This is a genomic window from Diaphorobacter sp. J5-51, from assembly GCF_001023515.1.
Taxonomy (GTDB): Bacteria; Pseudomonadota; Gammaproteobacteria; order Burkholderiales; family Burkholderiaceae_C; genus Diaphorobacter; species Diaphorobacter nitroreducens.
Genome location: NZ_JSYI01000054.1, coordinates 111,269 through 137,773 on the forward strand (window position 1 = coordinate 111,269; position 26,505 = coordinate 137,773).

The following is a 26,505-nucleotide window of genomic DNA, read 5'->3' on the forward strand; positions in this document are numbered from 1 at the left end:
GTATGCCTCAGGATGGTACCCGGCAGGCCGTCGCGGGGCGGATTTCGGGGTGGCACGGTCCATGCATTGAGGGGGTGTCAACCGTCGCCCAACACTGGAGGAACCATGCACCGCTTTTCCCTCAAGACCCTGACCCTCGCTTTTGCGGCCGTCGCCGTACCGGGCCTTGCCAGCGCCCAGCTCACTGCCAATGTGTCGCTGACCAGCAACTACAAGTTCCGCGGCCAGGACCAGGACGTGAACCGCATCAAGGCCGTGAACCCGGCCATCCAGGGCGGGTTCGACTACAGCTTTGGCGACAGCGGCTTCTACGTGGGCAACTGGAACTCCAGCGTGGACTGGCTGTCCGGCAACTCCATCGAGGCCGACTTCTACGGCGGCTACAAATTCAAGGCCGGTGAGGTGGACCTGGATGTGGGCGCGCTCACGTATGTGTACCCGGGCAACACCAGCGGCAACACCACCGAGCTGTACGGCGCGGCCACGTACGGCCCGTTCACGGCCAAGTACTCGCACACCGTGTCCAAGGATTACTTCGGCTGGGCGGGCGCCAAGACCTCCAGCAACCGCGGGCGCAACACGGGCTACCTGAACCTGGCGTTTGCGCAGGAGGTTGCGCCCAGCGTCACGCTGAAGGCGTCCGTGGGCTACACGCGCTTTGCCAGCGACATCAAGGACCTGGGCGTGCCCAATTACGTGGACTACAGCGTGGGCGGCGCCTACGACTTCGGCGCCGGCCTGTCATTGTCCGCGGCGGTTGCTGGAGCCAACAAGAAGGGCTTCTTCGGCGATGCCAACAAGGCCCGCCTGATCGTCTCCCTCACCAAGACCCTTTAACTCTCGACAAGGAACCGATCATGAAAATGGTCACCGCCATCATCAAACCCTTCAAGCTCGACGAGGTGCGCGAGTCCCTGTCGGACATCGGCGTACAGGGCATCACCGTGACCGAGGTGAAGGGCTTCGGCCGCCAGAAGGGCCATACCGAGCTGTACCGCGGCGCCGAGTACGTCGTGGACTTCCTGCCCAAGGTGAAGATCGAGGCCGCCGTGGCCGACGAGCTGGTGGAACGCGTCATCGAGGCCATCGAAGGCGCGGCCCGCACCGGCAAGATCGGCGACGGCAAGATCTTCGTGGCGCACCTGGAGCAGGTGGTGCGCATCCGCACCGGCGAGACCGGCCAGGAAGCCCTGTGAGCGCGCGCCGCACAGGCATTCGTCCCTCCCGACCCAGAGATCTGCCATGAAAAAACTATTTGCTTCCCTACTGATCGGTGCAAGCCTGCTGGCCGGTGGCGCCGGCGCGCTGGCCCAGACACCCGACGCGGCCGCAACGGCTTCGGAGCCAGTGGCCGTCGCACCCGCGCCCGCTGCCGAGCCCGTCGCAGCACCTGCTGCGGCACCCGCACCCACCCCCGCGGCAGAGGCGCCCGCCGCGCCCAAGGTGGACTCGGGCGACACCGCCTGGATGCTGACCTCCACGCTGCTCGTGATCCTGATGATCATCCCGGGCCTGGCCCTGTTCTACGGGGGGCTGGGCCGCACCAAGAACATGCTGTCCGTGCTGATGCAGGTGTTCGTGATCTTTGCCCTGGTGTCGCTGCTGTGGTCCATCTATGGCTACAGCCTCGCGTTCTCCGGCGAGGGCCAATTCGTGGGCGACCTGTCCAAGCTTTTCCTGAAGGGCGTGAGCCAGGAAACCTTTGGTGCGCTGGCGACCATTCCCGAATACGTGTTCATCGCCTTCCAGGGCACGTTCGCGGCCATCACCGTGGCGCTGATCGTGGGCTCCTTTGCGGAACGCATGCGTTTTGCGGCCGTGCTCATCTTCGCGCTGCTGTGGTTCACCTTCAGCTATGTGCCCATGGCCCACATCGTGTGGGGTGGCGGCCTGCTGGCGGCCGACGGCGCGCTCGATTTTGCGGGCGGCACCGTGGTGCACATCAATGCCGGTATCGCGGGCCTGGTGGGTGCCTACATGGTGGGCAAGCGCATCGGCTTCGGCAAAGAGGCCTTCACCCCGCACAGCCTGACGCTGACCATGGTGGGCGCCTCGCTGCTGTGGGTGGGCTGGTTCGGCTTCAACGCCGGCTCGGCCGGTGCCGCCAACGCCGTTGCGGGCCTGGCCTTCGTGAACACGGTGCTGGCCACCTCGGCCGCCACGCTGTCGTGGATCGCCGGCGAAGCGCTGCACAAGGGCAAGGCCTCCATGCTGGGCGCGGCCTCGGGCGCGGTGGCCGGCCTGGTGGTGGTCACGCCCGCCGCGGGCTTCGTGGGCCCCATGGGCTCCATCGCGATCGGCCTGATCGCCGGCCTGGTCTGCCTGTGGGGCGTGGGTGGCCTGAAGAAGATGCTGAACGTGGACGACGCCTTCGACGTGTTTGGCGTGCATGGCGTGGGCGGCATCGTGGGCGCCATCCTCACCGGCGTGTTCGCGGCCCAGGGCCTGGGCGGCACCGGCGGCCTGACGCCCGACACCTTCAGCATGGGCGCGCAGGTGTGGGTGCAGGTCAAGAGCGTGCTGTTCACCATCGTGTGGTCGGGCGTGGTGTCCTTCATCGCCTACAAGGTCGCCGACCTGCTGGTGGGCCTGCGCGTGAGCGAGGAAGCCGAGCGCGAGGGCCTGGACATCACCTCCCATGGCGAGACGGCTTACCACCGTTGAATGGCGGGCGCCGCGTGGTGGCGCGGCGGCCCTCCGACTACAAGCGAGTAACTCCCTGTCCCGTGTTTGGGCCCGCCCTTGGCGGGCCTTTTCTTTGGGCGGCGCGCAGGCCCGGGGCCAATAATGCCTGCATGAACACTGCCTGGACGCCCCTGGCCGCCGCGCCCGCGCAACTCGGCGAATCTCCCTTCTGGCACCCCCTGGAGTCCCGTCTGTACTGGGTGGACATCGCCGGCCGCGCGCTGTGGCGCAGCGGCGCGCACGGAAGCGATGCGCAATGCTGGCCCCTGCCGGCCGAGCCCGGCTGCATCGCGCCGGCGCGCCAAGGGGGCACACCCGCAGGCCTGGTAGTGGCGCTGCGCGACCGCATCTGCCACGCGCCGCGCTGGGGCGGGCCGCTCCTCACGCTGGCGCACTTGCCCATCGACCCGGCGACCGAGCGTGCCAACGACGGCAAGTGCGACGCGCTCGGGCGCCTGTGGGTGGGCACGGTGCATGAGCCCGCCCAGGGCCCGCGCCAGCCCGTCGCTGCGCTGTACTGCATCGACCTGCGCGGCGGGGACCAGGACGGCCCCGATGCTCCCACGGTGCGCCGCATGCTGGACGGCGTGGCCACCGCCAACGGACTGGCCTGGTCGCCGGACGGGCACACGCTGTATTGGAGCGACACGCCCTCGCACACCATCCGCGCGTGGGACTGCAACGCCCAGTTGGAGCCCATCGGGGCGCCGCGTGTGTTGCACCGCTTTGCGACGCGCGATGAGGCAGTCCCCTATGGCGGCCGCCCGGACGGTGCCGCTGTGGATGTCGAAGGCGCCTACTGGTGCGCGCTGTACGAGGGCGCGCGCGTGCTGCGCTTGTCGCCGCGCGGTGAGGTGCTGGCCGAGCTGCCCACGCCGCTGTCCTGCCCCACCATGCCCTGTGTGGGTGGGCCTGACGGGCACACGCTGTTCGTCACCTCTGCACGCAAGGGCCGCAGTGCCGATGAGCTGGCGCGCTGGCCCCAGTCGGGGCAGGTGCTGTCCACCCGCGTGGCCGTGGCGGGGTTGCCCGTGGCCTGGTGCGAGATCGGCCAGCGCTGACCCCTGCGGCGCGCACGGCTGCCGGCGCCATTCACGCCGCGCGTTCAAAAAAATCAAACCTGCGTCCCGGCCGGCCGAAAGGGCAGGGCAGTACCATCGCCGGATGGACGCAGCCCTTCGCCAGATCATCGACCGCGTGCGCGACAGCGCAGACCGCCGCAGCGCCGTGCGCATCTGCGGCGGAGGCACCAAAGACTTCCATGGCCCGGGCGCGCCGCAGCATGCTGGCGAGCCGCTGGACATGCGGCCCCTGGCCGGCGTCGTGAGCTACGAGCCCAGCGAACTGGTGGTGACCGCGCTGGCCGGCACGCCGCTGGCGGAGTTGGAGGCGCTGCTCGCGCGCCATGGCCAGAGCCTGCCGTTTGAGCCGCCACGCTTTGCCGAAGGCGGCACCGTGGGGGGCATGGTGGCGGCCGGCCTGTCGGGCCCGGCGCGCGCCAGCGTGGGCGCGGTGCGCGACTACGTGCTGGGCGTGGAGATCATCAACGGGCGCGGCGAGCTGCTGCGCTTTGGCGGCCAGGTGATGAAGAACGTGGCGGGCTATGACGTCTCGCGCCTCATGGCCGGGGCCTGGGGGCAGCTCGGCGTGATCACGGAGGTCAGCCTGAAGGTGCTGCCGGTGCCGCCGGCCGAGGCCACGCTGCGCTTTGACTGCGACCAGGCCGAGGCGCTGCGCCGCCTCAACGCCTGGGGCGGCCAGCCGCTGCCGCTCAACGCCAGCTGCTGGGTCGAGGATGCGGGCCGCGGCCAGCTCTACGTGCGCCTGCGTGGCGCGCAGGCGGCGGTGCAGGCCGCCTGCCGCAGCATGGGAGGTGAGTTGCAAGACGCTCCCACCGTGCCGGACGACTGGCAGGCTTGCCGCGACCAGCGCCTGCCCTGGTTCGCCGCGCGCGCGGCGGACCATGCGCTGTGGCGCCTGTCGGTTCCCCAGACCGCGCCCGTGCTGGCATTGCCCGCGGGCGTGGCGCCCCCGCTGGTGGAGTGGCACGGCGGCCTGCGCTGGGTGCAGGCGCTGCCGCAGCACGGCGATGCGCTGCATGCACTGGCCGCCGAGGTGGGGGGTAGTGCTTCTCTATTCATAGCTGCTAGCGCAGATGGGATAAGCGCTAGAGCCGTTTTTGATGCAAATTCTGCGGCGCTCGCTGCGATCCACCAGCGGCTCAAGCAGGCGTTCGACCCGGCCGGCATCTTCAACCCCGGGCGCCTCGTCTAGGGCCTGTTCACACTATTTTTGCCAGATGCGTTGCGATCAAAAAGGGCCAGGCGCAAGGCGCCAAACGAAGCTGGGGTGCTACCCCAGCGAGGCTTGGCAACGCCGCGAATGGCCCTTTTTGATCGCAACCCGGAGGGAACGGAGTGAAAACCGCGCCATTCGTCGTTGCCCTCCTAGCCAAGGCCCCGGCCTTGGCGTCGTCACGCGCCTAGATTGGCGCGGTTTTCACGCCATTCGCACTGGCAAAAATAGTGTGAACAGGCCCTAGCCATGCGCCTGCTGCGCCACCTGACCGGGCGGCACCGCACCACGGTCACCAACCGCACGCTGGGCCTGCTGCTGGCGTTCAACGCGGGGGCGATCAACGCGGGGGGCTTTCTGGTCGTACACATGTACACCTCGCACATGACGGGCTTCCTTTCGCTGGTGGCCGACAACCTGGTGCTGGGCAACATGACGCTGGTGCTCAGCGCCATTGGCACGCTGTGGGCGTTCATGTCGGGCGCGGGCTCCACGGCCATCCTCGTCAATTGGGCGCGCCACCAGCACCTGCGCAGCGGCTTTGCGCTGCCGCTCTTGCTGGAGGCGGTGCTGATGCTGCTGTTCGGCCTGATGGGGGCCATCACGCTGGGCTGGCGCACGCCGTTCGCCGTGCCCCTCACGGTGCTGCTGCTGGCCTACATCATGGGGCTGCAGAACGCGGTGGTGACCAAGATGTCCTCGGCCCAGATCCGCACCACGCACATGACGGGCATTGTCACCGACCTCGGCATCGAGATGGGCAAGGCCCTGTACTGGAACCGCAGCGGCACGCCGCGCGAGTCGCAGGTGCATGCCAACAAGACGCGCCTGCGCATGTTCGCCAGCCTGCTGGGCATGTTCACCGCCGGCGGCGTGGTCGGCGCGGCGGGCTTCAAGTACGTGGGCTTCATCTGGGTGGTGCCGCTCGCGTCCATCCTGCTGGCGCTGTCGCTGCCCCCCCTCGCCGCCGACCGCCAGCGCCTGGCCAAGCTGTGGCGCGCGCGCCGCGCCCCCGCACCCGCCGAAGACGCCCCCGCGCGCCGCTAACCCTCCACGATCTCCACGACACACCATGCAGACCCAGCTCGCACCCCAGTACCAGGGCACGCCCGAAGGGCAGGAGGCCGAGGCCATCCTGCGCAAATGCGTGCACTGCGGCTTTTGCACTGCCACCTGCCCCACCTACCAGCTGCTGGGCGATGAGCTGGACGGACCGCGCGGGCGCATCTACCTCATCAAGCAGGTGCTGGAAGGGGCCGATCCCACGCGCAAGACGCAGTTGCACCTGGACCGGTGCCTGACCTGCCGCAACTGCGAGAGCACCTGCCCGAGTGGCGTGCAGTACGGGCATCTGGTGGACATCGGCCGGCGCATCGTCGAGGAAAAGGTGCCGCGCCCGCGCGGCGAGGCGGCGGCCCGCTGGATGCTCAAGGAAGGCTTGCCATCGCCGCTCTTTGCCCCGGCAATGAAGGTGGGCCAGGCCGTGCGCGGCCTGCTGCCCGAGCGCCTGCGCGCCAAGGTGCCGCCGCGCCAGGACGCGGGCGCTTGGCCCACGCGCAGCCATGCGCGCAAGGTGCTGCTGCTGGAGGGCTGCGTGCAGCCGTCGATGGCGCCCAACATCAACAGCGCCACGGCACGCGTGCTGGATGCTGCAGGCATACAGACCGTGGTGGCGCGCGAGGCGGGCTGCTGCGGCGCGGTCAAGTTCCACCTGAACGATCAGGAAGGGGGCCTCGCCCAGATGCGCGCCAACATCGACGCCTGGTGGCCCTATGTGGAACGCGGCGAGGTGGAGGCCATCGTCATGAATGCCTCGGGCTGCGGCGTCACCGTGAAGGAATACGGCCACCTGCTGCGCAACGACGCGCAGTACGCCGAGAAGGCGGCGCGGGTGAGCGCCCTCACGCGCGATTTGTCGGAACTGCTGCCCGATCTGGTGGAGCGTCTGCGCGGGCGCATCCAGCCTCCCGCGGCCCCGCTGGCCTACCACCCGCCCTGCACCCTGCAGCACGGGCAGAAGCTGCGCGGCGGCGTGGAGCGGCACCTGGCGGCGCTGGGCTTCGAGCTGCGCGTGGCGCGCACCGAGTCGCACCTGTGCTGCGGCTCGGCCGGCACCTACTCGGTGCTCAACCCGGAACTGTCGTACCAGCTGCGCGACCGCAAGCTGGGCGCGCTGGGCGAGGCCTTCACCGAGCAGCCGCCTGCGGCCATCCTCTCAGCCAACATGGGCTGCATCACCCACCTGCAAAGCGGCACGGGCATTCCCGTGAAGCACTGGGTGGAGGTGCTGGACGCTGCATTGCTGGCATGATGGCGGGTTTTGACCGCCGCGCGGGGCGGGCTTTCGGGGCCCGGCCGCGCGCTTTCGAGCCATGAACGACACCGTGAACGCACCCGCTCCGATCCACGAAGAAGGCGTGCCACCCACCGCTGCTGCGGTCCCCGCGGCCGAAGGCCATGCGACACCGGAGAGCCCCGCGTCGGCCAGCCCGGCACCTGCCGCTGACAGCGGCGCCGCACGCGCGCCCAGGGCCAATCGCCGCGGCGGCCGTGGCCGCGCGGGGGGGCGGCGTGAGCCGGGAGCGCAGGCCGCAGGCGATGCGCCCCAGGCCGGCGCCAAGGGCGGCCCCGCGGCGGGTGCACCCCGCCGNCGCTGCTGGAGCAGTTGGCGGGCTGGTATCCGCACTTGTTCGGTGCGCAGTTCCTGCCGCTCAAGCGCGGCATCTTCCAGGACCTGCTGGCCGCGCATGGGCAAGCCATCGACAAGGACGCGCTCAAGCTCGCCCTGTCCATCCACACACGTTCCACGCGCTACCTGAATGCCGTGGCCCAGGGCATGAAGCGGCACGACCTGCAGGGCCAGCCCGTGGAGGACATGGCGCCCGAGCATGTGCACCACGCGCTGCTGGAGGTGTTCCGCCGGCGCAAGCCGCAGGACGGCGAGGACCTGACGGCCAAGCTGCGCCGGCGCATTGCCCAGGCGTTCGAGGCCAGCGGCCTCACGCGCGAGGCCTATGACGCGCTGGTGCGCGGCCGCGACGAGAAGGCCAACGCCCTGCTCGATGAGGCCTTTGCCGAGGTGGCCGAGCGCGATGCCAAGGCCGAGGCGCTGCTGCGTGCCTTCGAGGCCAGCGGCCAGACCCCCGAGGCCTTTGCCGATATGTACGGCCTGCCCGCTCGGCAGGCTGCGCAGATGCTCGAGCGGGCACNGCCGCGCACCGGGCGCCTGAGCGCGGCGCGAGGGGTGGTGACAGGCTGCTGACACGACGCTGTCAGCAGCTTCCCCGCAGCATGGAGGCCTTCGCAACTTGCTTTCAAGGAGCCCCTCCATGACCACCCCCTCATCCAGCCAGGCCATCAACTGGTTCGAGATTCCGTGCGCCGATCTCGGCCGTGCGCAGTCCTTTTACGAGCGCATGCTGGACCGCCCCATGCGCCGCGAAGACTTCGGCGGCGAACCCATGGCCCTGTTCTCCAAGGACGATCCCGCGACGGGCGGCTGCCTGGTGGCGGGCCCGCAGCGCCGCGCGGCGCCTGACGCGGGCGTGCGCATCTACCTGGACTGCGAGCCCAGCGTGGAGGCGGCTTTGGCCCGTGTAGTGCCTGCCGGTGGCCAGGTCGTGGATGCCTGCACGCAGCTGCCCCAGGGCATGGGGTACATCGCCCACGTGCGCGATACCGAGGGCAACACCATCGGCCTGCACGCCATGGCGCGCTGAGGCGCCGGCTCGCACACCCTGCTGACACCCCGTTGTCAGCAGGGTGGCGGCAGCATCGGCGCGTTCTTGGATTCCGTTCAGGAGAGATTTCCATGATCCCAATCACCGTCCAGGTGCCGGCGTTCAGCGTGGCGGGCGTTGCCGTGCGTACCTGCAACCGAGACGAGGCCCAGCCCGAACGGGCGCGCATAGGCGCACTGTGGGACCAATTCTTCACCGAAAGCTGGGCGCGCCAGTTGCCCGGCCCCGGGGCCGACGGGCGCCTCTACGGCGTCTACAGTGCCTATGAGTCCGATCAGCATGGCGCCTTCGACGTGACGGCCGGCGTGTCGGCTGCCGTGCAGGCCGATCCGCCGGTGGGCGCGGCCCGCATCGAGGTGCAGCCGGGCAGCTATCTGGTGTTCCACTGCGAGGGGCCCATGCCGCAGATGGTGCTCGACGCCTGGGCCGCCGCGTGGCGCTACTTCGAGGAACATCCCGAGGTGCGGCGCCGCTTCGACACCGACTTCGAATGCTACGAGGGGCCGGAGTGCGTTGCCCTGCACATCGGCGTGCTGCTCTGAGTGCAGGCCCGGGCGCTGTCCTGCCTGGCACCCGGCACCGTACCATGCGGACCATTCCTTCCGTGGCCTGAGATTCCATGCGCCGTGCCGACCGCCTGTTCCAGATCGTCCAGCTCATCCGGGGCCGGCGCCTGTCCACGGCCGCCTTTCTCGCCGGGCGGCTGGAAGTGTCGCTGCGCACCATTTACCGCGACGTGGCCGACCTGCAGCACCAGGGCATACCCATTGAAGGCGAGGCCGGCGTGGGCTACCGCCTGGGTGCGGGCTTCGAGCTGCCGCCGCTGATGTTCAGCCAGGGCGAGGCCAACGCCCTCGTGGCCGCCGCGCGGCTTGCGCAGACCTGGGTCGATGGCGGCATGGCGCGCGAGATCGAGGGTGCGCTTGGCAAGATCCTCTCGGTGCTGCCGCCCGCCGCGCGCGCGGCGGCCGAGGCGCAAGCGCTCTACGCGCCGGGCTCGGGGCTGGATACGCGCGCCCAGGCCGCGCTGCAGGCGCTGCGCGAGGCCGTGCAGTCCTGCCACGTGGTGCGGCTTGACTACGCCGACGTGCAGGGCCGGCCCAGCCTGCGGCGCGTGCGGCCGCTGGGCTGCTTCTACTGGGGCAAGGTGTGGACGCTGTCGGCCTGGTGCGAACTGCGCGATGGCTTCCGGGGCTTTCGCATCGACCGCATCGCGGCCTTCGAGGTGCTGGACGAGCGCTTCCGCCAGGAGCCCGGCAAGACCCTGGCCGACCTGCTGCGCCAGGTCGAGGCCCGGATGCGTCACTGCCCGGCCGAGGGGCTGGACGGCGCCGCGTTCCCCTCCTGACCTTTTTTGCTCCTCCGCTGCGGGTCCGGCGCCGGGCCTGCGCGCGCGCTGCAAACCTGTCCCCCCACGGCGTACCCACGCAGCATGGCACGGTGAGAGCCGCGGGCCGTAGCCCGCTTGCTGCCTTGGCTGGTCTTGGCAGGCCCGGAGGCCGGTATCGGGGCTGTACTTGCCGCGGCCTTTGTGGAGCGTGTATGTCGCGCCGGACCACTTGTGAAAACCGCTTGGCTTCAGGCCGCCAGCGCTGCCTCGATGTCGACCGTGAGCTTCTCGGGAGCCTCCTGCGGCGCGTAGCGGCGGATCACCTGGCCGTCCCGGCCGACCAGGAACTTGGTGAAATTCCACTTGATCGCCTTGGTGCCCAGCACGCCGGGCGCTTCGCCGGTGAGCCAGCGGTACAGCGGGTGCGCGTCGCTGCCGTTGACGTCGATCTTGGACATCATGGGAAACTGCACGCCATAGTTGCGCTGGCAAAAGCCCGCGATGGCGTCGTTGCTGCCCGGGTCCTGGTGGCCGAACTGGTTGCACGGAAAGCCGAGCACTACCAGCCCGCGCGGCCCGTAGCGTTCATGCAGCGCCTGCAAGCCGGTGAACTGCGGCGTGAAGCCGCAGGCGCTGGCGGTGTTGACGATGAGCAGCACCTGACCGCGGAAGTCGCTCAGTGGCTGGGGCGCGCCGTCGATGCGTGTCGCGTCGAAGTCATACGCAGTGGTCATGGGGCCTCCGGTCGTGTGTCCGTCACCTTATCACTGGGGGCATGGGGTGTGCCTGCTGCATGCACCCGCGGCCGCCAGACCGACCAGCCGGCCGCCAGCAGGATCAGCGCGCCGCCGACGAGGGTCCCGCCCGTCAGCTGTGCAGCGCCCAGCAGCGTCGAGGAGCCGCTGGCGAACACCACCTCCGACAGCATGATGATCGCCGTCGTCCCTGCCGCCAGGCGCGCGGCGCCAAATTGCAGCGCCCAGTTGCCGATCAGCAGCACGACCGCCAGAAGCGCCGCCACCCAGGCCCAGGTGGCGTTCAGCGGTGGAAAGGGCGGCACCAGGCCCAGGGATCGGCCCAGCTGGGCCGCCAGCAGCGCCATGAGCATGCAGCCGCCGAACATGGCGACCATGCGCGCCTGGCCCGGGACGGCGTGCAGGCGGCGCAGGGTGACGTTGGTCACGGCAAACGTGAAGCCGCCGAGGATCGCGAGCAGATCGGCCAGCGTCAGGGCGGCGAGCAGGCGCGGCAGGCCGCCCTCGGCGGGCCACAGCACCAGCAGCACGCCGCTGAAGGCCAGCAGCAGCCGCGCCAGCGCCTGCGGCGTGGGCCGCTCGCCCAGGAAGCGCCAGGCCAGCAGCACGCTCCAGGCCGGCATCAGGTAGAACAGCAGGATCACGCGGACCACGTCGCCAATGGTGATGGCCCAGTTGAAGGCCACGTTGTTCAGGCCCGAGCACAGCGCCAGCAACCACAGGGCCTTGTGCTGCCGCAGCTGCGCGGAAATGCCCGGCCGCAGCGCCAGCAGCACAAGGAGGATGGCCCCATACATGAGCGCCGTGGCCCACAGCGGGTGCAGTCCCGCGCCGTGCATCTGCCGGAACGGCCACCAGGACAGTCCCCAGATGAAGGCGTTGAACAGCAAGGCCAGGGCGGGAAGCGGAGATTGCATGCAAAAAGTGGCCGTAGCGCTTATCTGGCAAGCGCAAGCAGCTATCAAAAACAGAGTGGTGAAGGCGCGAAGACGCCCAGCCTTTGCGGCGCATTGTGCCGGCGCGACGGCGGGCGCGCGGGGCTGCGCGGGGTAGCCCCACGCGCCGGTTCAGTGGTGGTCGTGCCGGGCGATGGAGAGCAGGTGCTCCACTTCCTCGGGATGGCTGCGCACGTTGTGCGCGTGCCAGCGGCCGATCAGCCACATCACGCCCGCCACCAGCATGCCGAAGGCCGTGATGGCACCGAAGGCCGACAGCCCGAACTTGGTGGACAGGCTGTAGAACGCCCCCATGCCCAGGATGGCGGCCTGCTCGTTGAAGTTCTGCACGGCAATGGAGCGGCCCGCGCCCATCAGGTTATGGCCGCGGTGCTGCAGCAGCGCGTTCATGGGCACGACCAGGAAGCCCCCCAGCCCACCCAGCAGGATCAGGAACGGAATGGCCAGCCAGATGTTGCTGATGACATTCATCAGGATCACCAGCAGGCCCATGGCGATGCCCATCGGGATCACGCGCGTGGCCATGTCCAGGCGCATGTGCAGGGACGCCGCCACCGCGCCCGCGGCCGTGCCGATGGCCACCACGCCCACGAGGGCCGAGGCCTGCGTGGTGCTGTAGCCCAGGGCCGCGGCGCTCCAGGCCAGCACGATGTAGCGCAGGTTGCCCGACACCCCCCAGAACAGCGTGGTGGTGGACAGCGAGATCTGCCCGAGCTTGTCGCGCCACAGGCGGGCGTTGCAGGTCCAGAAGTCGGGCAGCAGCGCCAGCGGGTTGGGTGGCAGGGGGCGCATCTCCACGCCCGTGTGCGGGATGCGCAGGTTGAACCACGCCGCCAGCATGTACACCGGCACCAGCGCCAGGATGGCGGCTTCGGCCGCGAGGTCGATGCCCAGATCGATGCCCGGCATGTCCAGCGCCAGCAGATGGCTGGCGATGTGGGGTGCGACCAATTGGCCGCCCACAAGCACGCCCAGGATGATGGAGGCGATGGTCAGCCCCTCGATCCAGCCGTTGGCTTTCACGAGTTGGGATGCGGGCAGCAGCTCGGTGAGGATGCCGTACTTGGCCGGCGAATACGCCGCCGCGCCCAGGCCCACCACGGCGTAGGCCAGCAGCGGGTGGTGGCCGAACAGCATCATCAGGCAGCCCACCACCTTGATGGCATTGCTGATGAACATCACCCGCCCCTTGGGCATGGAGTCGGCGAATGCGCCCACCCACGGCGCCAGCACCACGTAGAACAGCGCGAACATGGGCACCAGCGCTGCGCGCTGCCACTCCGGCGCGCCGCTCGTACGCAGCAGTTCCACCGCGGTCACGAACAATGCGTTGTCGGCCAGCGAGCTGAAAAACTGCGCCGACATGATGGTGTAGAAACCGCGCTTCATCAGGTGGCTGGTGGCTCCATCAGCGGGAATGATGGCCTGTGAAAATTCGAAACACTCCGAGGAGCGACGGGCGGTTATATCACGCGACCCCGCGCGCCCAGTGCCAGAATGGCCCCCGTCCAGTCCGTAGAAACACCCCCATGCCGCGCCCCATTCTTGCGACCATCCACCCCGCAGCCGTGCACCACAACCTGGAGCGCGCGCGGCGTGCCGCGCCCGATGCGCGCGTGTGGGCGGTGGTCAAGGCCAACGCCTACGGCCACGGCATCGAGCGCGTGTTCGAAGGCCTGCGCGCCGCCGACGGTTTCGCTTTGCTGGACCTGGCCGAGGCCGAGCGCGTGCGCGCTCTCGGCTGGCGCGGCCCGGTCCTGCTGCTGGAGGGCGTGTTCGAGCCGCGCGACCTGGAGCTGTGTTCGCGCCTGGGCCTGTGGCATGCCGTGCACTGCGATGCGCAGATCGACTGGCTGGCCGCGCACAAGACGCAGGTGCCGCACCGCGTGTTCCTCAAGATGAACTCCGGCATGAACCGCCTGGGCTTCACGCCCGAGCGCTACCGCAGCGCCTGGGCGCGCCTGAACGCGCTGCCCCAGGTGGACGAAATCTCGTGCATGACCCACTTCAGCGACGCCGACGGCCCGCGCGGCATCGCGCACCAGGTGCAGGCGTTCCAGGCCGCCACGCAGGACCTGCCGGGCGAGCGCTGCATCGCCAACAGCGCCGCGCTGCTGCGCCACGGCGGTGATGCGCAGGTGCGGCTGGACTGGGTGCGCGCGGGCATCGTGCTGTACGGCAGCGCGCCTGACCATCCCGAGCGCCGCGCGGCCGACTGGGACCTGCAGCCCACCATGACGCTGGCTTCGCGCATCATCGGCGTGCAGCAGCTGCAGGCGGGCGACACCGTGGGCTACGGCTCGCGCTTCACGGCGCAGGGGCCGCTGGGCATCGGCATCGTGGCCTGCGGCTATGCCGACGGCTATCCGCGTCACTGCGATACCGGCACGCCCGTGCTGGTGAACGGGGTGCGCACGCGCACCATCGGGCGCGTGAGCATGGACATGCTGGCCGTGGACCTCACGCCCGTGCCCGGCGCGGGGCTGGGGGCCGAGGTCACGCTCTGGGGCCGCGCCGCCAACGGCGCCGTGCTGCCCATCGACGAGGTAGCGCAAGCGGGCGGCACCATCGGCTACGAGCTGATGTGCGCGCTGGCATCGCGCGTGCCCGTGGTGGTGCAGGACTGATTCCATCCATGGCCCGGGTGCGCGGCCGCACGGGCGCCTCGTGGCGCGGCATGCGCCTGCCGCAGCGGCTGCAGGAGGGCCTGCGCCAGCGCCATGCCCTGCGGCTGCACGGCTGGTGCATCGGCAGTCTGATCCTGGGTGTGATGTGGGCGGTGTCCCATGCGCAGATGGCGCTGGGCGTGCCGTCGCTGGCGCTGCGCTACCTGGTCACGCTGGGCGTGGGATATGGGGTCTATCTGTTGGTGCTGCGCCTGTGGGCCGCATGGCTGCTGCGCCGGCGCAGCGATGCGGGCGATGCGCCCGACGGGCTGGACCTGCTACCCGATGCGGGCTGGCCCGCCGGCCCGGGGCCGCAGGGCACCACGCCACCCTTGCACGGCGGTGGCGGCGACTTTGGCGGGGCGGGCGCGACTGGGCAGTGGGACGCGCCGGCCGCAGATGGCGTCGGCGGCACCGGATGGGGCGGTGATCTGGGCGACGCGGCCTCGGGCGCGCTGGAGGCCGCGGGAAGCGCCGACGAAGCCGCCGTGGTGGTCGTGCCGGTGGTGGCGATCTTCGTGGTGGGCGTGGCGCTGCTGGGGGGTGCGGGTGCGCTGGCGTGGCTGTACTTTGGCAGCGAGGTGCTGCTGGCCGTGGCCGTCGAACTGGCGTTCTCCGTGGCCTCGGCACGGGCGCTGATGGGCGCGGAGCGCGCGGGCTGGCTTGGCGCGGCCTGGCGCCTGACGGGCAAGCCCTTGCTTGGCGCCCTGCTGTGCGCGGTGGCCCTGGGCGCGGCGCTGGACCATTGGCTGCCGCAGGCGCGCTCGCTGCCACACGCGGTGCAACTGCTGCGGGGCCGTTGACCTTGCCTCTGGCGGGGCCCTGCGGCCCACGCGGCATGCCTTGGTGATGGCGCTGGGTTGCTGAAAGACCATTTTGCTGGAAATGTTTTTGGCTTTGTTTTGCATCAAGCCATTACTCAGGGTCTTCCCGAAGAATGACTCTTACAGCGAACACCTGCTGTGCGGCCCGCAGGGCGCCCCGGGTGCTCGGGCGTGCAGCGCTTTGAACGTTCGCTGAACAAGAAGTGGAGTCCCCTATGCAAAGCCAGTCCCCCTCCTCCCGTCCCGCCGCGCGGTTCTTCCTGGGCATCGTCTCGGCTGCGGCCCTGCTGTCCATGGGCAGCGCCGGCGCACAGGAGCCCGTGCAGCCCATCGCGCCCCACAAGGTGACCAACCCCGCCCAGGTCACGCTGGGCAAGAAGCTGTGGTTCGATCCGCGCCTGTCGCGCTCGGGCTTCATCTCGTGCAACTCGTGCCACAACCTGAGCATGGGGGGCTCGGACAACCTCAAGACCTCCATCGGCGACAAGTGGCAGAAAGGCCCGATCAACTCGCCCACGGTGTTGAACTCCAGCCTCAACCTGGCCCAGTTCTGGGACGGCCGCGCGAAGGACCTGAAAGAGCAGGCGGGCGGTCCCATCGCCAACCCGGGCGAGATGGCCTTCTCGCATGACCTCGCGGTAGACATGCTGCGCTCCATTCCCCAGTACGTGGCGGAGTTCAAGCGGGTCTTCGGGCATGACAAGCTCACCATCGACGAGGTGACGGCCGCCATTGCCGCGTTCGAGGAAACGCTGGTGACTCCCAACGCGCGCTTCGACCAATGGCTCAAAGGCGACAAGCAGGCCATCACGGCGCAGGAACTGCGCGGCTACCAGCTCTTCAAGACCAGCGGCTGCGTGGCCTGCCACAACGGCCCCAACCTGGGCGGCAACTCCTTCCAGAAGATGGGCCTGGTCGAGGCATACAAGACGGACAACCCGGCCGAGGGCCGCTCCGCCGTCACGGGCAACGATGCCGAGCGCTTCAACTTCAAGGTGCCCACGCTGCGCAACGTGGAACTGACCTACCCTTACTTCCACGACGGCGCTGCCGACACGCTGGCCGAGGCCGTGGACACCATGGGCCGCATCCAGTTGGGCAAGAAGTTCACCGCGCAGGAGAACGCCGACATCGTGGCCTTCCTCAAGACGCTCACGGGCGATCAGCCGCAGATCGCCCTGCCGATCCTGCCGCCCTCCAGCGATGCGACCAAGCGCCCCCAGCCCTTCGACTGATGCGCCGTCACGGATGAAAGCCGGCCCGCTTGCGGGCCTTTACAGGCCGGGGCCTCGCAAGGGGCGCCGGCCTTTTTTTGGGGGGCGGGTATGCCCCGCCTGGGCGTCAGGCCAGGGCGCGCTGCACCGCGGGGCGCTGCGCCATGCGCTGGGAGTGCGCGTGCACCTTGGGAAACTGCGCGATGTCCACGCCGTCGCTCTTGAGCCAGCTCGCAACGGTGAAGAGGTAGCCGTCGGCCACCGAGTACTGCTCGCCCAGCACCCACGGGCCGTCGCCCAGGTAATGGCGCTCGATCAGCGTGAAGCACTCGGTCATGTTGGCGGGCACCTTGCGCTGCATGGCGGCCTGGGCCTCGGGCTCGTCGGCCCAGCGGCTGGCGCGCGGGCGGTGGGCGTGGGCGATGTGCACGGTGGAGGCCAGGTAGCTGTGGAATTCCTGCAGGCGCGCGAAGCCGAAGGGGTCGGCGGGCGCCAGGCGCGCATCCGCGAAGCGCTGCGCCACGTAGGCCAGCAGGGCGGGGGTCTCGGTGAGCGTTCCGTGCTCGGTCACCAGCGCGGGCACGCGGCCCTTGGGATTGACCGCAAGGTACTCGGGCGAGCGCTGCTGCTGGCTGGCGAAGTCCACGCGGACCAGGGTATAGGGTGCTTGCGCTTCCTCCAGCGCGATGCGCACGGCCTGTGCGCAGGTACCGGGGGTGAAGTAGAGGGTGAGAGAGGTCATGGACGGCGGGCGTGATGGAGGATGGATGATCGTATCTATAAAAAGAGGAGCGGCTTGCGCTCAATCCCAGGTCATTTCGATGCAATAAGTACCTGAATGTGGCTTGTGGCAAGCGCTGACAGCTCCTTTTTTTGATGCACCAGGAACTCAGGAGCCCACGCTGGCCGGCTGCGCGTCGGGCAGGGGCGCGGCGGGCGCCGAGGGCTTGGGCACGGCGGGGACCGAGGGCAGGTGCGGCGGATCGGCGGGCTTCTTGTCGCATGCGGCCAGCGCCAGTGCGCAGGCGGTCAGCAGTGGCGCGGCCAGGGGGCGAAGTGTCGGCAGGGGCATGGCGGGTCCTTCCTGAGTCGGTGTTCGCCCGGCGGGGCGGCACTGCCCGTTAGGATAGGACAGATCCCCCGCGCCGGCCCACCGCCGGCCTACGCTGCGTCCTGCCACCATGGCCAAAGAAAAAACCATCTTCTCCTGCACCGAATGCGGTGGCACCAGTCCGCGCTGGCTGGGCAAATGCCCCTCCTGCGGTGCGTGGAACACCCTGATCGAATCCGTGCCCGACGCCGGACCGGGCAAGAACCGCCTGAGCGGGGCCGGCCAGTACGCGGGCCTGGCCCAGGCGCAGGCGGTGATGCCGCTGGCCGCCATCGAGGCGACCGAGGTGGCGCGCACGGCGAGCGGCATCGAGGAACTGGACCGCGTGCTGGGCGGTGGCGTGGTCGAGGGCGGAGTGGTGCTCATCGGCGGCGATCCGGGCATCGGCAAGTCCACGCTGCTCTTGCAGGCGATGGACGCGCTGCAGCGCGCGGGCCTGCCCACGCTGTACGTGACGGGCGAGGAGAGCGGCGCCCAGGTGGCGTTGCGTTCGCGCCGGCTGGGGCTGGATGCGAGCCAGGTGAACGTGTTGGCCGAGATCCAACTCGAAAAAATCCTCGCCACCGTGGAGGCCACGCAGCCCGCGGTGTGCGTCATCGACTCCATCCAGACCGTCTATTCCGACCAGCTCACCAGCGCCCCCGGCTCGGTGGCCCAGGTGCGCGAGTGCGCGGCCCACCTCACGCGCATGGCCAAGGCCACGGGCATCGCCGTCATCCTGGTGGGCCACGTGACCAAGGAGGGTGCGCTGGCCGGCCCGCGCGTGCTGGAGCACATGGTGGACACGGTGCTGTACTTCGAGGGCGACACGCACAGCAGCTTCCGTCTGGTGCGCGCCATCAAGAACCGCTTTGGCGCCGTGAACGAGATCGGCGTGTTCGCCATGACCGAGAAGGGCCTCAAGGGCGTGGCGAACCCCAGTGCCATTTTCTTGAGCCAGCACAGCGAGCCGGTGCCCGGCAGCTGCGTGCTGGTCACGCTGGAGGGCACGCGGCCGATGCTGGTGGAGATCCAGGCGCTGGTGGACGGCGGTGGGCCCAGCCCGCGGCGCCTGTCGGTGGGGCTGGAGCGCGACCGCCTGGCCATGCTGCTGGCCGTGCTGCACCGCCACGCGGGCGTGGCCTGCGCCGACCAGGACGTATTCGTCAATGCCGTTGGGGGCGTGCGCATCAGCGAACCCGCGGCCGACCTGGCCGTGATGCTGGCCATCACCAGCAGCCTGCGCGGCAAGGCGTTGCCCAAGGGCTTCATCGCGTTTGGCGAGGTGGGCCTGGCTGGCGAGGTGCGCCCCGCGCCGCGTGGCCAGGAGCGCCTGAAGGAAGCCGCCAAGCTGGGCTTCACGGTGGCCGTGGTGCCCAAAGCCAATGCGCCCAAGAAGCCGATCGCCGGGCTGGAGATCCACGCAGTGGAGCGCGTGGACGAGGCCATGACTGCCGTGCGCGGGCTGGACTGACGCGTCGTGTCGCTGGGGCTACGCAGCTTCCACAGCGGCGCCGGTGGTGCTGCGTAGGACAATGCGGCCATGAATCTGCGCAAGATATTGATCCCAGCGGGCATCGTCGTCCTGGTCATCGCCGCCTACCGCGCCTATGGCCCGCAGGGCATCCTCACCGTGAGCGGAGGGCTGGTCATGTGGGGGCTGCTGCATTACACGCGGCTCATGAACGTGATGCAGAAGGCCCGTAACCACCCCATCGGCTACGTGGGCAGCGCGGTAATGCTCAATGCCAAGCTGAAAGCCGGTGTGAACCTGCTGCACGTGGTCGCCATGACGCGTGCGCTGGGCCAGCAGCTGTCGGCGGACGGCCAGCAGCCCGAGCTCTACCGCTGGACCGACGGCACGCAGTCGCACGTGACCTGCGAGTTTGTCAACGGTCGCCTGGTGCGCTGGGAGTTGGTGCGACCCGCCCCGCAGGAGGACGCCGGCCCGACTGCTGCCGCCAACCCGGCGGACGAATCGTAGAATTGCCCGCTTTGCGACCCACGCAGTTCTCTCGAAAAGGATCTCCATGAGCCCCGTTGTTCCCTCCATGGCCGACCGTGACGGCAAGATCTGGATGGATGGCCAGATGGTGGATTGGCGCGACGCCAAGATCCACGTGCTGACCCATTCGCTGCACTACGGCTGCGGCGCCTTCGAAGGCGTGCGCGCCTACAAGACGGAGCAGGGCACGGCCATCTTCCGCCTGGAAGAGCACACCAACCGCCTGTTCAACAGCGCCAAGATCCTGCGCATGACGATCCCCTTCACCAAGGACGAGGTGAATGAGGCACAGAAGGCCGTGGTGCGCGAAAACCAGCTCGAATCCTGCTACCTGCGTCCCCTGACGTGGATCGGCTCGGAAAAACTGGGCGTCTCGCCCAAGGGCAACAAGATTCACCTGATCGTCGCCGCCTGGGCCTGGGGCGCGTACCTGGGCGAGGAAGGCATGCAGCGCGGCATCCGCGTCAAGACCAGCAGCTTCACGCGCCACCACGTCAACATCACCATGACGCAGGCCAAGGCGTCGAGCAACTACACCAACTCCATTCTGGCCAACATGGAGGCCACCGACGATGGCTACGACGAAGCCCTGCTGCTGGACAGCGCCGGCTTCGTGTCCGAAGGCTCGGGCGAGAACGTTTTCATCATCAAGGACGGCGTGGTGTACACCCCCGACCTGTCGGCCGGCGCGCTCAACGGCATCACGCGCAACACCGTGTTCCACATCTGCAAGGACCTGGGGCTGGAGCTGGTGCAAAAGCGCATCACGCGCGACGAGGTGTACATTGCCGACGAGGCCTTCTTCAGCGGCACCGCCGCCGAGATCACGCCCATCCGCGAACTGGACCGCGTGCAGATCGGCAGCGGCAGCCGCGGCCCGCTGACCGAGAAGATCCAATCGGCCTTCTTCGACATCGTGAACGGCCGCAATCCCAAGTACGCCCACTGGCTCACCAAGGTCTGAACCCATGTCACAAGCCATCGTTGAACTGCTGGCCAAGGATCTCAACCTCCAGGGCTGCGTGTATTGCCCCAGCCCCAAGGCCGGCATGAAGCTCTGGAACAGCCACCCCAAGGTCTACCTGGACGTGGCCCACACGGGCGAGGCCAAGTGCCCCTACTGCGGCACCGTGTACCGCCTGAAGGCGGGCGAGGTTGTCCACTCCGGGCATTGATGCGGCGTTCGCGCCACGGGCGAGTGTCGAGCATGCTGGCACCATCGCTGCCTCGGCTGCGGTGCGTTGATATTTGCACGGCCGATTGGCCAGGGCTGCGTATTGTTCATGACGATTGATGATCTTCTGGGCCCGGGGCCCTGGCCTCGTCGGGTTGCCACCGCGGCTGTATTTCTGGTACCCGCGCTGGCGCTGACGGTGCAGTCAGGCTATTCGTATGGTGCGGCGCTGCTGTTGGTCGGCGCTCTGTGCTCCTTGCACGGCTGGCCTCGCCTGCCGCAGGATCGCTGGACCTGGGCCTTCGCGGCTGCCATGTCCGGTATCGGGGTTCTGTGGCTGGTGCTGGCCAATCCGCTGGAAGGTCTAGGGGGGTGGGATCGTCCTTCCAAATTCGCCTTCGGCATTGTCTGCCTGTTATTCGTGAGTACTGCGGCTCCCAAGCCCCGGGCGCAGTTCTGGGGACTGCTTGCCGGGTGTGCGGGTGCAGGTGTCGTGGCGCTGTGGCAGGTGTACGTGGAAAACTCCCCGCGTGCATCGGGCTTCCCCACGGGAAGGACTAATGCCATCCAGTGGGGCAATCTGGCACTGCTGATGGGCACCATGCTTGCCGTGCAAACGTTGGCTTTGCGAGAACACTTGAGTCGTAGGGCTGTGGCGATGGCCTGCGTTGGAGGGCTGTTGGCGCTGAATGCATCTGTGCTTTCGCAATCGCGGGGGGGATGGCTGGCGTTGCTGATGGCCACCCCGGTAGGCTTGTATTTCCTGTGGCAGTTCTATCGCCGCGAGTTGTGGCGCATGCTGGCGGGGACGACCATTGCATTGGTCGTGCTGGGTGCCGCCAACCATAAGGTGTTGGCCGAGCGCTGGAACGTGATGGAGAAAGAAGTGCTGATCTACGGCACCGAACGTGCGGCCGACACCTCCGTGGGTCAGCGGCTGGAGCACTGGCGCTTTGCCTGGGAGGTGGGGCTGGAGAAGCCTCTCCTCGGCTGGGGCATGCGCGGCTATCTGGCCGAAAAGGAAAAGCGGGTGGCGGCGGGGCAGTACGAGCCCTCCATCCTTGAATACATCTACACCCACAACGAACCCCTGGATATGTTCATCAAGGCGGGCCTTGTGGGCGTGCTGTTGCTGCTGCTGTTCTATGCGGTGCCGCTGGGCATGTTCTGGCCCACCCGCGCGCGCATGGCTGCCTACGCGGGGCAAGCGGCCGAGGTGCGTGCGCAGGTGCTGGCGCTGCGCATGGCGGGCGTGTGCATTCCGTTGCTGTACGCGGGATTCGGGATGACGCAGGTCTTCTTTGCACACAACAGCGGGATCATGTTCTACCTGTTCATGGTGATGACCACCTGGTCGGCGGTGCGCGGCATGGACGCGCTGTACGCGGGCAAGGGGTCCGCGGCGGCTGCGGCATAAGGCCAAGCCATGGTGTCTGCGGCGTCTGCCCCTGGCCTTCCCGGCGCGGCCGGCACCCCGGCCGTGCGCCGGCCGCGGGTGCTGCATTTCGTGACGGGCGGGTTTTCCGGTGCCACGCAGGTGGCCGTGGATCTGGTACGTGCGCACGCGGCTTCGGGCCGCTGCGAGGCCTTGCTGGTGCTGCGCCGCAAGCGGCACACGCGCAACGAACGCGTGCAGGCCCTGCGGGACCAGGGGCTGGTGGTGGAAACCGTGGCCGGCTGGGCGCACGTGGCCACCATCTGGCAGCTGGTCGCGCTCTGCCGGCGTTTCCAACCCGATGTGCTGGTGGCCCATGGGTTCAGCGAGCATTTATGGGGCCGCTATGCCGGATTGATCGCCGGCGTGCCCCACCTGGTGCATGTAGAGCACAACTCCCGCGAGCGCTACACCGCCTGGCGGCTGCGCCAAGCGCTGTGGCTGGCTGAGCGCACCGACCTCATCGTGGGCGTCTCCGAAGGCGTGCGCCAGAGCCTGCTCGCGCGTGGCTTTCCCGCCGCCAAGACCGTGGCCATTCCTAATGGCATCGCGCTGGGGCCGTATGAGCTGGCGCGCCATCCCGCTTGGGCCGACCGTGTGCCGGGCATCGTCATGGCCGCGCGCTTTGCGCGCCAGAAGGACCATGCCACGCTGCTGCGCGCCGTCGCGCTGCTGCGCGATCGCGGCCTCACGCCGCCCGTCAAACTGGCCGGCGGCGGCAAGGCGGCGGCGCAGCGGGCGGCGCGCAAGCTGTGCACGGCCCTAGGGTTGGACGGGCAGGTGGAATTCCTGGGCCATTGCGGTGATGTGCCGGGACTGCTCATGGGCCACCGCATCTGCGTGCTGGCCACGCACTACGAGGGCATGCCCCTGTCGCTGATCGAGGGCATGGCCGCAGGCTGCGCCGTGGTGGGCAGCCGTGTGGTGGGCGTGCAGGAAATCATCGATGACGGCCGCAATGGCCTGCTGGCCGCGCATGCCGATCCCGCATCGCTGGCCGACGCACTGGAGCGGCTGCTAGTGCGCGATGACGAGGCGCAGCGCATGGCCCAGGCCGCGCAGGAAGATGCCCGGCACCTGTACAGCCTGCAGACCATGACGAAGCGGTACGAGGACCTGCTGCTGCGGGGGCTGGAGGTTGCTCAGTGAGCGGCGCCGTGCGCGCGCCGGCTGCGCCCTGGCTCAGCATCCTGGTGCCTGTCTACAACGTGCAGGACTATCTGCAAGCGTGTCTCGCCTCCGTGGTGGAGCAGGTGGCGCAACTGCCGCTTGCCGGGGAGGGGGAGGCGGGCGTGGAGGTGCTGGTGCTCGACGACTGTTCCACCGATGGTTCGCGTGCACTGATGCAGCAATTGGCGCAGCGCTGGCCCGGTCGGCTGACCCTGATGCGCCACGCGGTCAACCAGGGCCTGAGCGCCGCGCGCAACACCATGATCGACGCCGCCCGCGGTGAATACCTCTGGTTCCTGGACTCCGACGACAAGCTGCTGCCCGGCGCGCTGGCCGGTTTGCAGGCCACCGTGCAGCGCCATGCCCCGGATGCGGTGCTGTGCGACTTCATGGTGTGGCGCGAGCGTACGCAACTCAAGCACCGGCTGCGCGGCGAGGGCCATCGCGCCACCTTTGCCGGCCCGGAGGGAGGGCTTCAGCGCGACCGCGCTGCGCTGCTGACGGGCGTGTTGATGACCGGGCAGTTGCATGCCTGGTCCAAGGTCACGCGGCGCGCGCTGTGGGGCGCAGACCTGCGCTTTCCCGCGGGCCGCTACTTCGAGGACATGGCCGCCATGCCGCTGGCCCTGCTGCGCGCGCGCAGCTATTGCTACATGCCCCAGCCCTGGGTGGCCTACCGCCAGCGCGGCAGCAGCATCCTGGCGACGATGACCTTGCCCAAGGCGCTCGATCAGTCACGGGCATTGGGCGCGTTTGCCCAGGCGCTGCGCACGGCCGAGGCTAAAGGGGTCTTGCCTGCCAGCGCGGCGCTGCATTTCGCCCTGGCCCACCAGAGTGCGCGCAACCTTGCCGGCGCGGCGCGCTTCCTGGAGCGGGCCGATCTGCCCGCGGCCGAACGCCGAGCCGCAGCGCAGCGATTGCGTAACGACTTTGCTGCGGCATCGCCGTTGTCGGCGCAGGCCTTGCTGCGCGCCTACGTGCGGCGCGGCTGGTGGCTGCGCGCTCTGCGGCTGCGCCGTGCCTGGGGTGTCGTGGCGGTCGAAGAAAAGGTCTGACCCATGTCGCATGCGCCATCCTCCACCCACTGGAAGCACCGGGGCGAACTGTGGCTGGCGGGCTGGCTGAAGCGCTGGTACCGCCTGCGCCCGCGCGACCTGGAGGTCGCTCCAGCGCCCGTGTTCACGCTGTACGCCATGGGCACCGCAGCCGCAGCGCCGGCCACGCGCACGGCCATTCCCCGCATTCTCTGGAGCTACTGGCAGGGCGGCACACCGCCGCTGCTGGTGCAGCGCTGCTTCGACCACTGGCGGCGCCTGCATCCGCATTTCGAGATCCGCATCCTGGACGAGCGTGGCGTGCTGCGGTACCTGCCGGCCATCCCTGCTGCCCTCGACGGCGCATCGGCGGCCAAGCGTGCCGACTGGATCCGCCTGGAGCTGTTGCGCCGCCACGGCGGCATCTGGCTGGACGCGAGCACCATCCTCACCCAGCCGCTGGACTGGGTTCTGCAGGAGCAGGCGCGCACGGGTGCCGACTTCGTGGGCTACTACCTGCAGCAGTACACCAGCGTCCCCCAGCGCCCGGTGGTGGAGAACTGGTTCATGGCCGCGCCGCCCGGCAGCGCCTTCATCGAGGATCTGCAGCGTGAATTCACGCAGGAGGTCATCGCCCGCACCGGCGAGCAGTACATCGCCCACCTGCAGGCCCAGGGCCTGTACACGCAGGCGCTGCAGCGCATTGACATGCCCGCCTACCTGAGCATGCACCTGGCACTACAGGTGATTTTGCTGCGCGGGGGACGCTACCGCCTGAGTCTGTCCCCGGCGGAGTCGGGGCCATTCTTTTTGCATGTGCTGGGCCGCTGGCGCCGCGCGGCGCTCAAGCTGCGGCTGCTGTTCATGCGTGTGCGCGGGCCGCTGCCGCCGCTGATCAAGCTGCGCGGCCCCGACCGCCGCCGCCTGGACGACTACCTGGCGCGTGGCCTGTACCTGCCAGACAGTGTTGCGGGGCGGTGGCTGGATGCAGACCGCGTTAATGCTCGGTAGCTATACTTTTGATAGCTGCCAGCGCTTGTTGTGTAAGCGCCAGAGGCCAAAATGGCTTAAACCTTCAGGCGCTGCAGCGCGGCACGCCATTCCTGCGCCAGCAGCGCCACCAGCTGCTGTGCCGGCAGCGCGCGCGCGGCGGCCACGCCCTGGCCCGCCCACAGCGACAGGTAGTCCGCCCGTCCCTGGCTGGCGGCGGCTTTGCGCAGGGCGCCGGTCAGCGCGTTTTGCACCGGGTAGGCGGGCACGGCGGCCTCGTGCGGTGTCAGCCGCTGCATCAGTGTGTTGACGATGCCGCGCGCGGGTCGGCCCGAGTAGATGCGCGTGACGCGCGTGTCCGTGGCCTGAGCGCGGGCCATGGCGGCGCGCTGCGCGGGCACGATGGCCGACTCGGGGCAGGCCAGGAAGGCCGTGCCCAGCTGCACCGCTTGCGCCCCCAGCGCCTGGGCAGCCGCAATGCCGCGCCCGTCCATGATGCCGCCGGCGGCGATCACCGGGATGGAGAGCGCATCCACGCACTGCGGCACCAGCGCCAGGGTGCCGACCATGCTGGCCTCGAAGTCGCCCAGGAAGGTGCCGCGGTGGCCGCCTGCCTCCATGCCGCTGGCGACGACGGCGTCCGCGCCCACGGCGGCCCAGGCCTGCGCCTCGGCCAGCGTGGTGGCGGTGCCGATCACGCAGCAGCCCGCTTCGTCCTGTAGGCGCCGCACCTGCGCGCGGCTCAGGATGCCGAAGGTGAAGCTGGCCACCGCGGGGCGGGCCTGCAGCAGCGCCTCGAACTGGGCGTCAAAGTCTTCGCACCAACGCGCTGGCGCTTCGGGCGGGGGCAGGCCCAGGTCGGCGTACAGCGGCGTCAGGCGGGCTATGGCCGCCTGCACGGTGGCTGCATCGGGCGTGGGCTGCTCCAGCACGAACAGGTTCATGCCGAAGGGCTTGGCGGTGGCTGCGCGCACGGCGGCCGCGGCCTCGCGCATGGCCTGGGGCGAGCGCATGCCGCAGCCCAGAAAGCCCAGCCCCCCGGCCTGGGATACGGCGGCGGCCAACTGGGGTGTGTCCGAGCCCGTCATGGGCCCCTGGAAGAGGGGCAGGTCGATCTGCAGGCGTTGCAGCAAGGCATTCAT

Annotated in this window: 27 protein-coding genes and 1 pseudogene; 22 read left to right on the forward strand and 6 right to left on the reverse strand. The window is 69.2% G+C overall.

The window, feature by feature from the left end:
- Positions 1-105: 105 nt before the first annotated feature.
- The 11 genes and pseudogenes from OX89_RS07850 to OX89_RS07900 all read left to right on the forward strand — a co-directional run bounded on the left by OX89_RS07850 (position 106) and on the right by OX89_RS07900 (position 10,068).
- The gene (locus OX89_RS07850; RefSeq protein ID WP_047350190.1) at positions 106-837 is read left to right on the forward strand and encodes a TorF family putative porin; all 732 of its coding nucleotides are present in this window, start codon (positions 106-108) and stop codon (positions 835-837) included.
- A 20-nt stretch (positions 838-857) separates the two neighbouring features.
- On the forward strand, positions 858-1,196 hold the full coding sequence (glnK, locus tag OX89_RS07855; protein WP_011803632.1) for a P-II family nitrogen regulator: 339 nt from the start codon (positions 858-860) through the stop codon (positions 1,194-1,196).
- A gap of 46 nt (positions 1,197-1,242) precedes the next feature.
- Positions 1,243-2,664, forward strand: a complete 1,422-nt coding sequence (locus tag OX89_RS07860; protein ID WP_047350191.1) for an ammonium transporter — start codon at positions 1,243-1,245, stop codon at positions 2,662-2,664.
- 131 nt (positions 2,665-2,795) lie between these two features.
- Positions 2,796-3,746 carry an SMP-30/gluconolactonase/LRE family protein gene (locus OX89_RS07865; protein ID WP_047350192.1) on the forward strand — a complete coding sequence of 317 codons (951 nt, stop codon included), beginning with the start codon at positions 2,796-2,798 and terminating at the stop codon, positions 3,744-3,746.
- A gap of 103 nt (positions 3,747-3,849) precedes the next feature.
- Positions 3,850-4,959, forward strand: coding sequence for a glycolate oxidase subunit GlcE (gene glcE / locus OX89_RS07870; RefSeq protein ID WP_047350193.1), 1,110 nt, complete (start codon positions 3,850-3,852; stop codon positions 4,957-4,959).
- 270 nt (positions 4,960-5,229) lie between these two features.
- Complete coding sequence (locus tag OX89_RS07875) at positions 5,230-6,027, forward strand: YoaK family protein (RefSeq protein WP_047350194.1); 798 nt, start codon at positions 5,230-5,232, stop codon at positions 6,025-6,027.
- A gap of 25 nt (positions 6,028-6,052) precedes the next feature.
- Positions 6,053-7,291 carry a glycolate oxidase subunit GlcF gene (gene glcF, locus OX89_RS07880; protein WP_047350195.1) on the forward strand — a complete coding sequence of 413 codons (1,239 nt, stop codon included), beginning with the start codon at positions 6,053-6,055 and terminating at the stop codon, positions 7,289-7,291.
- A 340-nt stretch (positions 7,292-7,631) separates the two neighbouring features.
- A pseudogene (locus OX89_RS19065) lies at positions 7,632-8,189 on the forward strand (ProQ/FINO family protein); the annotation flags it as partial.
- Between the two features lie 120 nt (positions 8,190-8,309).
- Complete coding sequence (locus tag OX89_RS07890; RefSeq protein ID WP_047350196.1) at positions 8,310-8,699, forward strand: VOC family protein; 390 nt, start codon at positions 8,310-8,312, stop codon at positions 8,697-8,699.
- 92 nt (positions 8,700-8,791) lie between these two features.
- Positions 8,792-9,262 (forward strand): GyrI-like domain-containing protein, encoded by a 471-nt coding sequence (locus OX89_RS07895; RefSeq protein WP_047350197.1) that lies wholly within the window; start codon positions 8,792-8,794, stop codon positions 9,260-9,262.
- A gap of 77 nt (positions 9,263-9,339) precedes the next feature.
- Positions 9,340-10,068, forward strand: a complete 729-nt coding sequence (locus OX89_RS07900) for a YafY family protein (RefSeq protein ID WP_047350198.1) — start codon at positions 9,340-9,342, stop codon at positions 10,066-10,068.
- Between the two features lie 230 nt (positions 10,069-10,298).
- On the opposite strand, the gene OX89_RS07905 is transcribed toward OX89_RS07900, so the two are convergent.
- From OX89_RS07905 to lplT, 3 genes are all read right to left on the reverse strand, one after another.
- Positions 10,299-10,784: a glutathione peroxidase gene (locus tag OX89_RS07905; protein WP_012655294.1), complete on the reverse strand. Its 486-nt coding sequence runs from the start codon at positions 10,782-10,784 to the stop codon at positions 10,299-10,301.
- A complete protein-coding gene (locus tag OX89_RS07910; protein WP_047350199.1) occupies positions 10,781-11,722 on the reverse strand; it encodes a DMT family transporter in 942 nt (313 codons plus the stop codon). The genes OX89_RS07905 and OX89_RS07910 overlap by 4 nt, the downstream gene beginning before the upstream one ends.
- A gap of 150 nt (positions 11,723-11,872) precedes the next feature.
- Positions 11,873-13,150 carry a lysophospholipid transporter LplT gene (gene lplT, locus OX89_RS07915; protein WP_047350200.1) on the reverse strand — a complete coding sequence of 426 codons (1,278 nt, stop codon included), beginning with the start codon at positions 13,148-13,150 and terminating at the stop codon, positions 11,873-11,875.
- Positions 13,151-13,290: 140 nt separating this feature from the next.
- On the opposite strand from lplT, the gene alr reads away from it, so the two are divergent.
- The 3 genes from alr (at position 13,291) to OX89_RS07930 (ending at position 16,486) form a co-directional block, all read left to right on the forward strand.
- Positions 13,291-14,388 (forward strand): alanine racemase, encoded by a 1,098-nt coding sequence (alr, locus tag OX89_RS07920; protein ID WP_047350201.1) that lies wholly within the window; start codon positions 13,291-13,293, stop codon positions 14,386-14,388.
- A gap of 8 nt (positions 14,389-14,396) precedes the next feature.
- Positions 14,397-15,230 (forward strand): hypothetical protein, encoded by an 834-nt coding sequence (locus OX89_RS07925; RefSeq protein WP_047350202.1) that lies wholly within the window; start codon positions 14,397-14,399, stop codon positions 15,228-15,230.
- Between the two features lie 236 nt (positions 15,231-15,466).
- Complete coding sequence (locus OX89_RS07930; protein ID WP_047350203.1) at positions 15,467-16,486, forward strand: cytochrome-c peroxidase; 1,020 nt, start codon at positions 15,467-15,469, stop codon at positions 16,484-16,486.
- A 106-nt stretch (positions 16,487-16,592) separates the two neighbouring features.
- Here OX89_RS07930 and OX89_RS07935 read toward each other — a convergent pair whose 3' ends face one another.
- Both OX89_RS07935 and OX89_RS07940 read right to left on the reverse strand, forming a co-directional pair.
- Positions 16,593-17,207, reverse strand: a complete 615-nt coding sequence (locus tag OX89_RS07935; RefSeq protein ID WP_047350204.1) for a glutathione S-transferase family protein — start codon at positions 17,205-17,207, stop codon at positions 16,593-16,595.
- Between the two features lie 147 nt (positions 17,208-17,354).
- The gene (locus OX89_RS07940) at positions 17,355-17,537 is read right to left on the reverse strand and encodes a hypothetical protein (protein ID WP_047350205.1); all 183 of its coding nucleotides are present in this window, start codon (positions 17,535-17,537) and stop codon (positions 17,355-17,357) included.
- A gap of 109 nt (positions 17,538-17,646) precedes the next feature.
- Here OX89_RS07940 and radA point away from each other — a divergent pair, with 109 nt between their 5' ends.
- The 8 genes from radA (at position 17,647) to OX89_RS07980 (ending at position 25,384) form a co-directional block, all read left to right on the forward strand.
- Entirely contained in the window at positions 17,647-19,029 is a 1,383-nt protein-coding gene (radA, locus tag OX89_RS07945; RefSeq protein WP_011803649.1) for a DNA repair protein RadA, read from the forward strand.
- A 69-nt stretch (positions 19,030-19,098) separates the two neighbouring features.
- Entirely contained in the window at positions 19,099-19,539 is a 441-nt protein-coding gene (locus tag OX89_RS07950; RefSeq protein WP_047350206.1) for a hypothetical protein, read from the forward strand.
- A gap of 46 nt (positions 19,540-19,585) precedes the next feature.
- Positions 19,586-20,524 (forward strand): branched-chain amino acid transaminase, encoded by a 939-nt coding sequence (locus tag OX89_RS07955; RefSeq protein ID WP_047350207.1) that lies wholly within the window; start codon positions 19,586-19,588, stop codon positions 20,522-20,524.
- A gap of 4 nt (positions 20,525-20,528) precedes the next feature.
- Positions 20,529-20,735 (forward strand): zinc-finger domain-containing protein, encoded by a 207-nt coding sequence (locus OX89_RS07960; protein ID WP_047350208.1) that lies wholly within the window; start codon positions 20,529-20,531, stop codon positions 20,733-20,735.
- Positions 20,736-20,843: 108 nt separating this feature from the next.
- Positions 20,844-22,151 carry an O-antigen ligase family protein gene (locus tag OX89_RS07965; protein ID WP_047350234.1) on the forward strand — a complete coding sequence of 436 codons (1,308 nt, stop codon included), beginning with the start codon at positions 20,844-20,846 and terminating at the stop codon, positions 22,149-22,151.
- 9 nt (positions 22,152-22,160) lie between these two features.
- On the forward strand, positions 22,161-23,318 hold the full coding sequence (locus OX89_RS07970) for a glycosyltransferase (RefSeq protein WP_047350209.1): 1,158 nt from the start codon (positions 22,161-22,163) through the stop codon (positions 23,316-23,318).
- The gene (locus OX89_RS07975) at positions 23,315-24,394 is read left to right on the forward strand and encodes a glycosyltransferase family 2 protein (RefSeq protein WP_369799265.1); all 1,080 of its coding nucleotides are present in this window, start codon (positions 23,315-23,317) and stop codon (positions 24,392-24,394) included. The genes OX89_RS07970 and OX89_RS07975 overlap by 4 nt, the downstream gene beginning before the upstream one ends.
- Before the next feature lie 3 nt (positions 24,395-24,397).
- Positions 24,398-25,384, forward strand: coding sequence for a glycosyltransferase family 32 protein (locus tag OX89_RS07980; protein WP_047350210.1), 987 nt, complete (start codon positions 24,398-24,400; stop codon positions 25,382-25,384).
- Between the two features lie 56 nt (positions 25,385-25,440).
- Here OX89_RS07980 and OX89_RS07985 read toward each other — a convergent pair whose 3' ends face one another.
- Complete coding sequence (locus tag OX89_RS07985; protein ID WP_047350211.1) at positions 25,441-26,505, reverse strand: nitronate monooxygenase family protein; 1,065 nt, start codon at positions 26,503-26,505, stop codon at positions 25,441-25,443.

Coding starts and splice junctions, on each gene's coding strand:
- OX89_RS07850 (WP_047350190.1), top strand. CDS start 106: ATGCACCGCTTTTCCCTCAAGACCCTGACCCTCGCTTTTGCGGCCGTC.
- glnK (WP_011803632.1), top strand. CDS start 858: ATGAAAATGGTCACCGCCATCATCAAACCCTTCAAGCTCGACGAGGTG.
- OX89_RS07860 (WP_047350191.1), top strand. CDS start 1,243: ATGAAAAAACTATTTGCTTCCCTACTGATCGGTGCAAGCCTGCTGGCC.
- OX89_RS07865 (WP_047350192.1), top strand. CDS start 2,796: ATGAACACTGCCTGGACGCCCCTGGCCGCCGCGCCCGCGCAACTCGGC.
- glcE (WP_047350193.1), top strand. CDS start 3,850: ATGGACGCAGCCCTTCGCCAGATCATCGACCGCGTGCGCGACAGCGCA.
- OX89_RS07875 (WP_047350194.1), top strand. CDS start 5,230: ATGCGCCTGCTGCGCCACCTGACCGGGCGGCACCGCACCACGGTCACC.
- glcF (WP_047350195.1), top strand. CDS start 6,053: ATGCAGACCCAGCTCGCACCCCAGTACCAGGGCACGCCCGAAGGGCAG.
- OX89_RS07890 (WP_047350196.1), top strand. CDS start 8,310: ATGACCACCCCCTCATCCAGCCAGGCCATCAACTGGTTCGAGATTCCG.
- OX89_RS07895 (WP_047350197.1), top strand. CDS start 8,792: ATGATCCCAATCACCGTCCAGGTGCCGGCGTTCAGCGTGGCGGGCGTT.
- OX89_RS07900 (WP_047350198.1), top strand. CDS start 9,340: ATGCGCCGTGCCGACCGCCTGTTCCAGATCGTCCAGCTCATCCGGGGC.
- OX89_RS07905 (WP_012655294.1), bottom strand. CDS start 10,784: ATGACCACTGCGTATGACTTCGACGCGACACGCATCGACGGCGCGCCC.
- OX89_RS07910 (WP_047350199.1), bottom strand. CDS start 11,722: ATGCAATCTCCGCTTCCCGCCCTGGCCTTGCTGTTCAACGCCTTCATC.
- lplT (WP_047350200.1), bottom strand. CDS start 13,150: ATGAAGCGCGGTTTCTACACCATCATGTCGGCGCAGTTTTTCAGCTCG.
- alr (WP_047350201.1), top strand. CDS start 13,291: ATGCCGCGCCCCATTCTTGCGACCATCCACCCCGCAGCCGTGCACCAC.
- OX89_RS07925 (WP_047350202.1), top strand. CDS start 14,397: ATGGCCCGGGTGCGCGGCCGCACGGGCGCCTCGTGGCGCGGCATGCGC.
- OX89_RS07930 (WP_047350203.1), top strand. CDS start 15,467: ATGCAAAGCCAGTCCCCCTCCTCCCGTCCCGCCGCGCGGTTCTTCCTG.
- OX89_RS07935 (WP_047350204.1), bottom strand. CDS start 17,207: ATGACCTCTCTCACCCTCTACTTCACCCCCGGTACCTGCGCACAGGCC.
- OX89_RS07940 (WP_047350205.1), bottom strand. CDS start 17,537: ATGCCCCTGCCGACACTTCGCCCCCTGGCCGCGCCACTGCTGACCGCC.
- radA (WP_011803649.1), top strand. CDS start 17,647: ATGGCCAAAGAAAAAACCATCTTCTCCTGCACCGAATGCGGTGGCACC.
- OX89_RS07950 (WP_047350206.1), top strand. CDS start 19,099: ATGAATCTGCGCAAGATATTGATCCCAGCGGGCATCGTCGTCCTGGTC.
- OX89_RS07955 (WP_047350207.1), top strand. CDS start 19,586: ATGAGCCCCGTTGTTCCCTCCATGGCCGACCGTGACGGCAAGATCTGG.
- OX89_RS07960 (WP_047350208.1), top strand. CDS start 20,529: ATGTCACAAGCCATCGTTGAACTGCTGGCCAAGGATCTCAACCTCCAG.
- OX89_RS07965 (WP_047350234.1), top strand. CDS start 20,844: ATGACGATTGATGATCTTCTGGGCCCGGGGCCCTGGCCTCGTCGGGTT.
- OX89_RS07970 (WP_047350209.1), top strand. CDS start 22,161: ATGGTGTCTGCGGCGTCTGCCCCTGGCCTTCCCGGCGCGGCCGGCACC.
- OX89_RS07980 (WP_047350210.1), top strand. CDS start 24,398: ATGTCGCATGCGCCATCCTCCACCCACTGGAAGCACCGGGGCGAACTG.
- OX89_RS07985 (WP_047350211.1), bottom strand. CDS start 26,505: ATGAATGCCTTGCTGCAACGCCTGCAGATCGACCTGCCCCTCTTCCAG.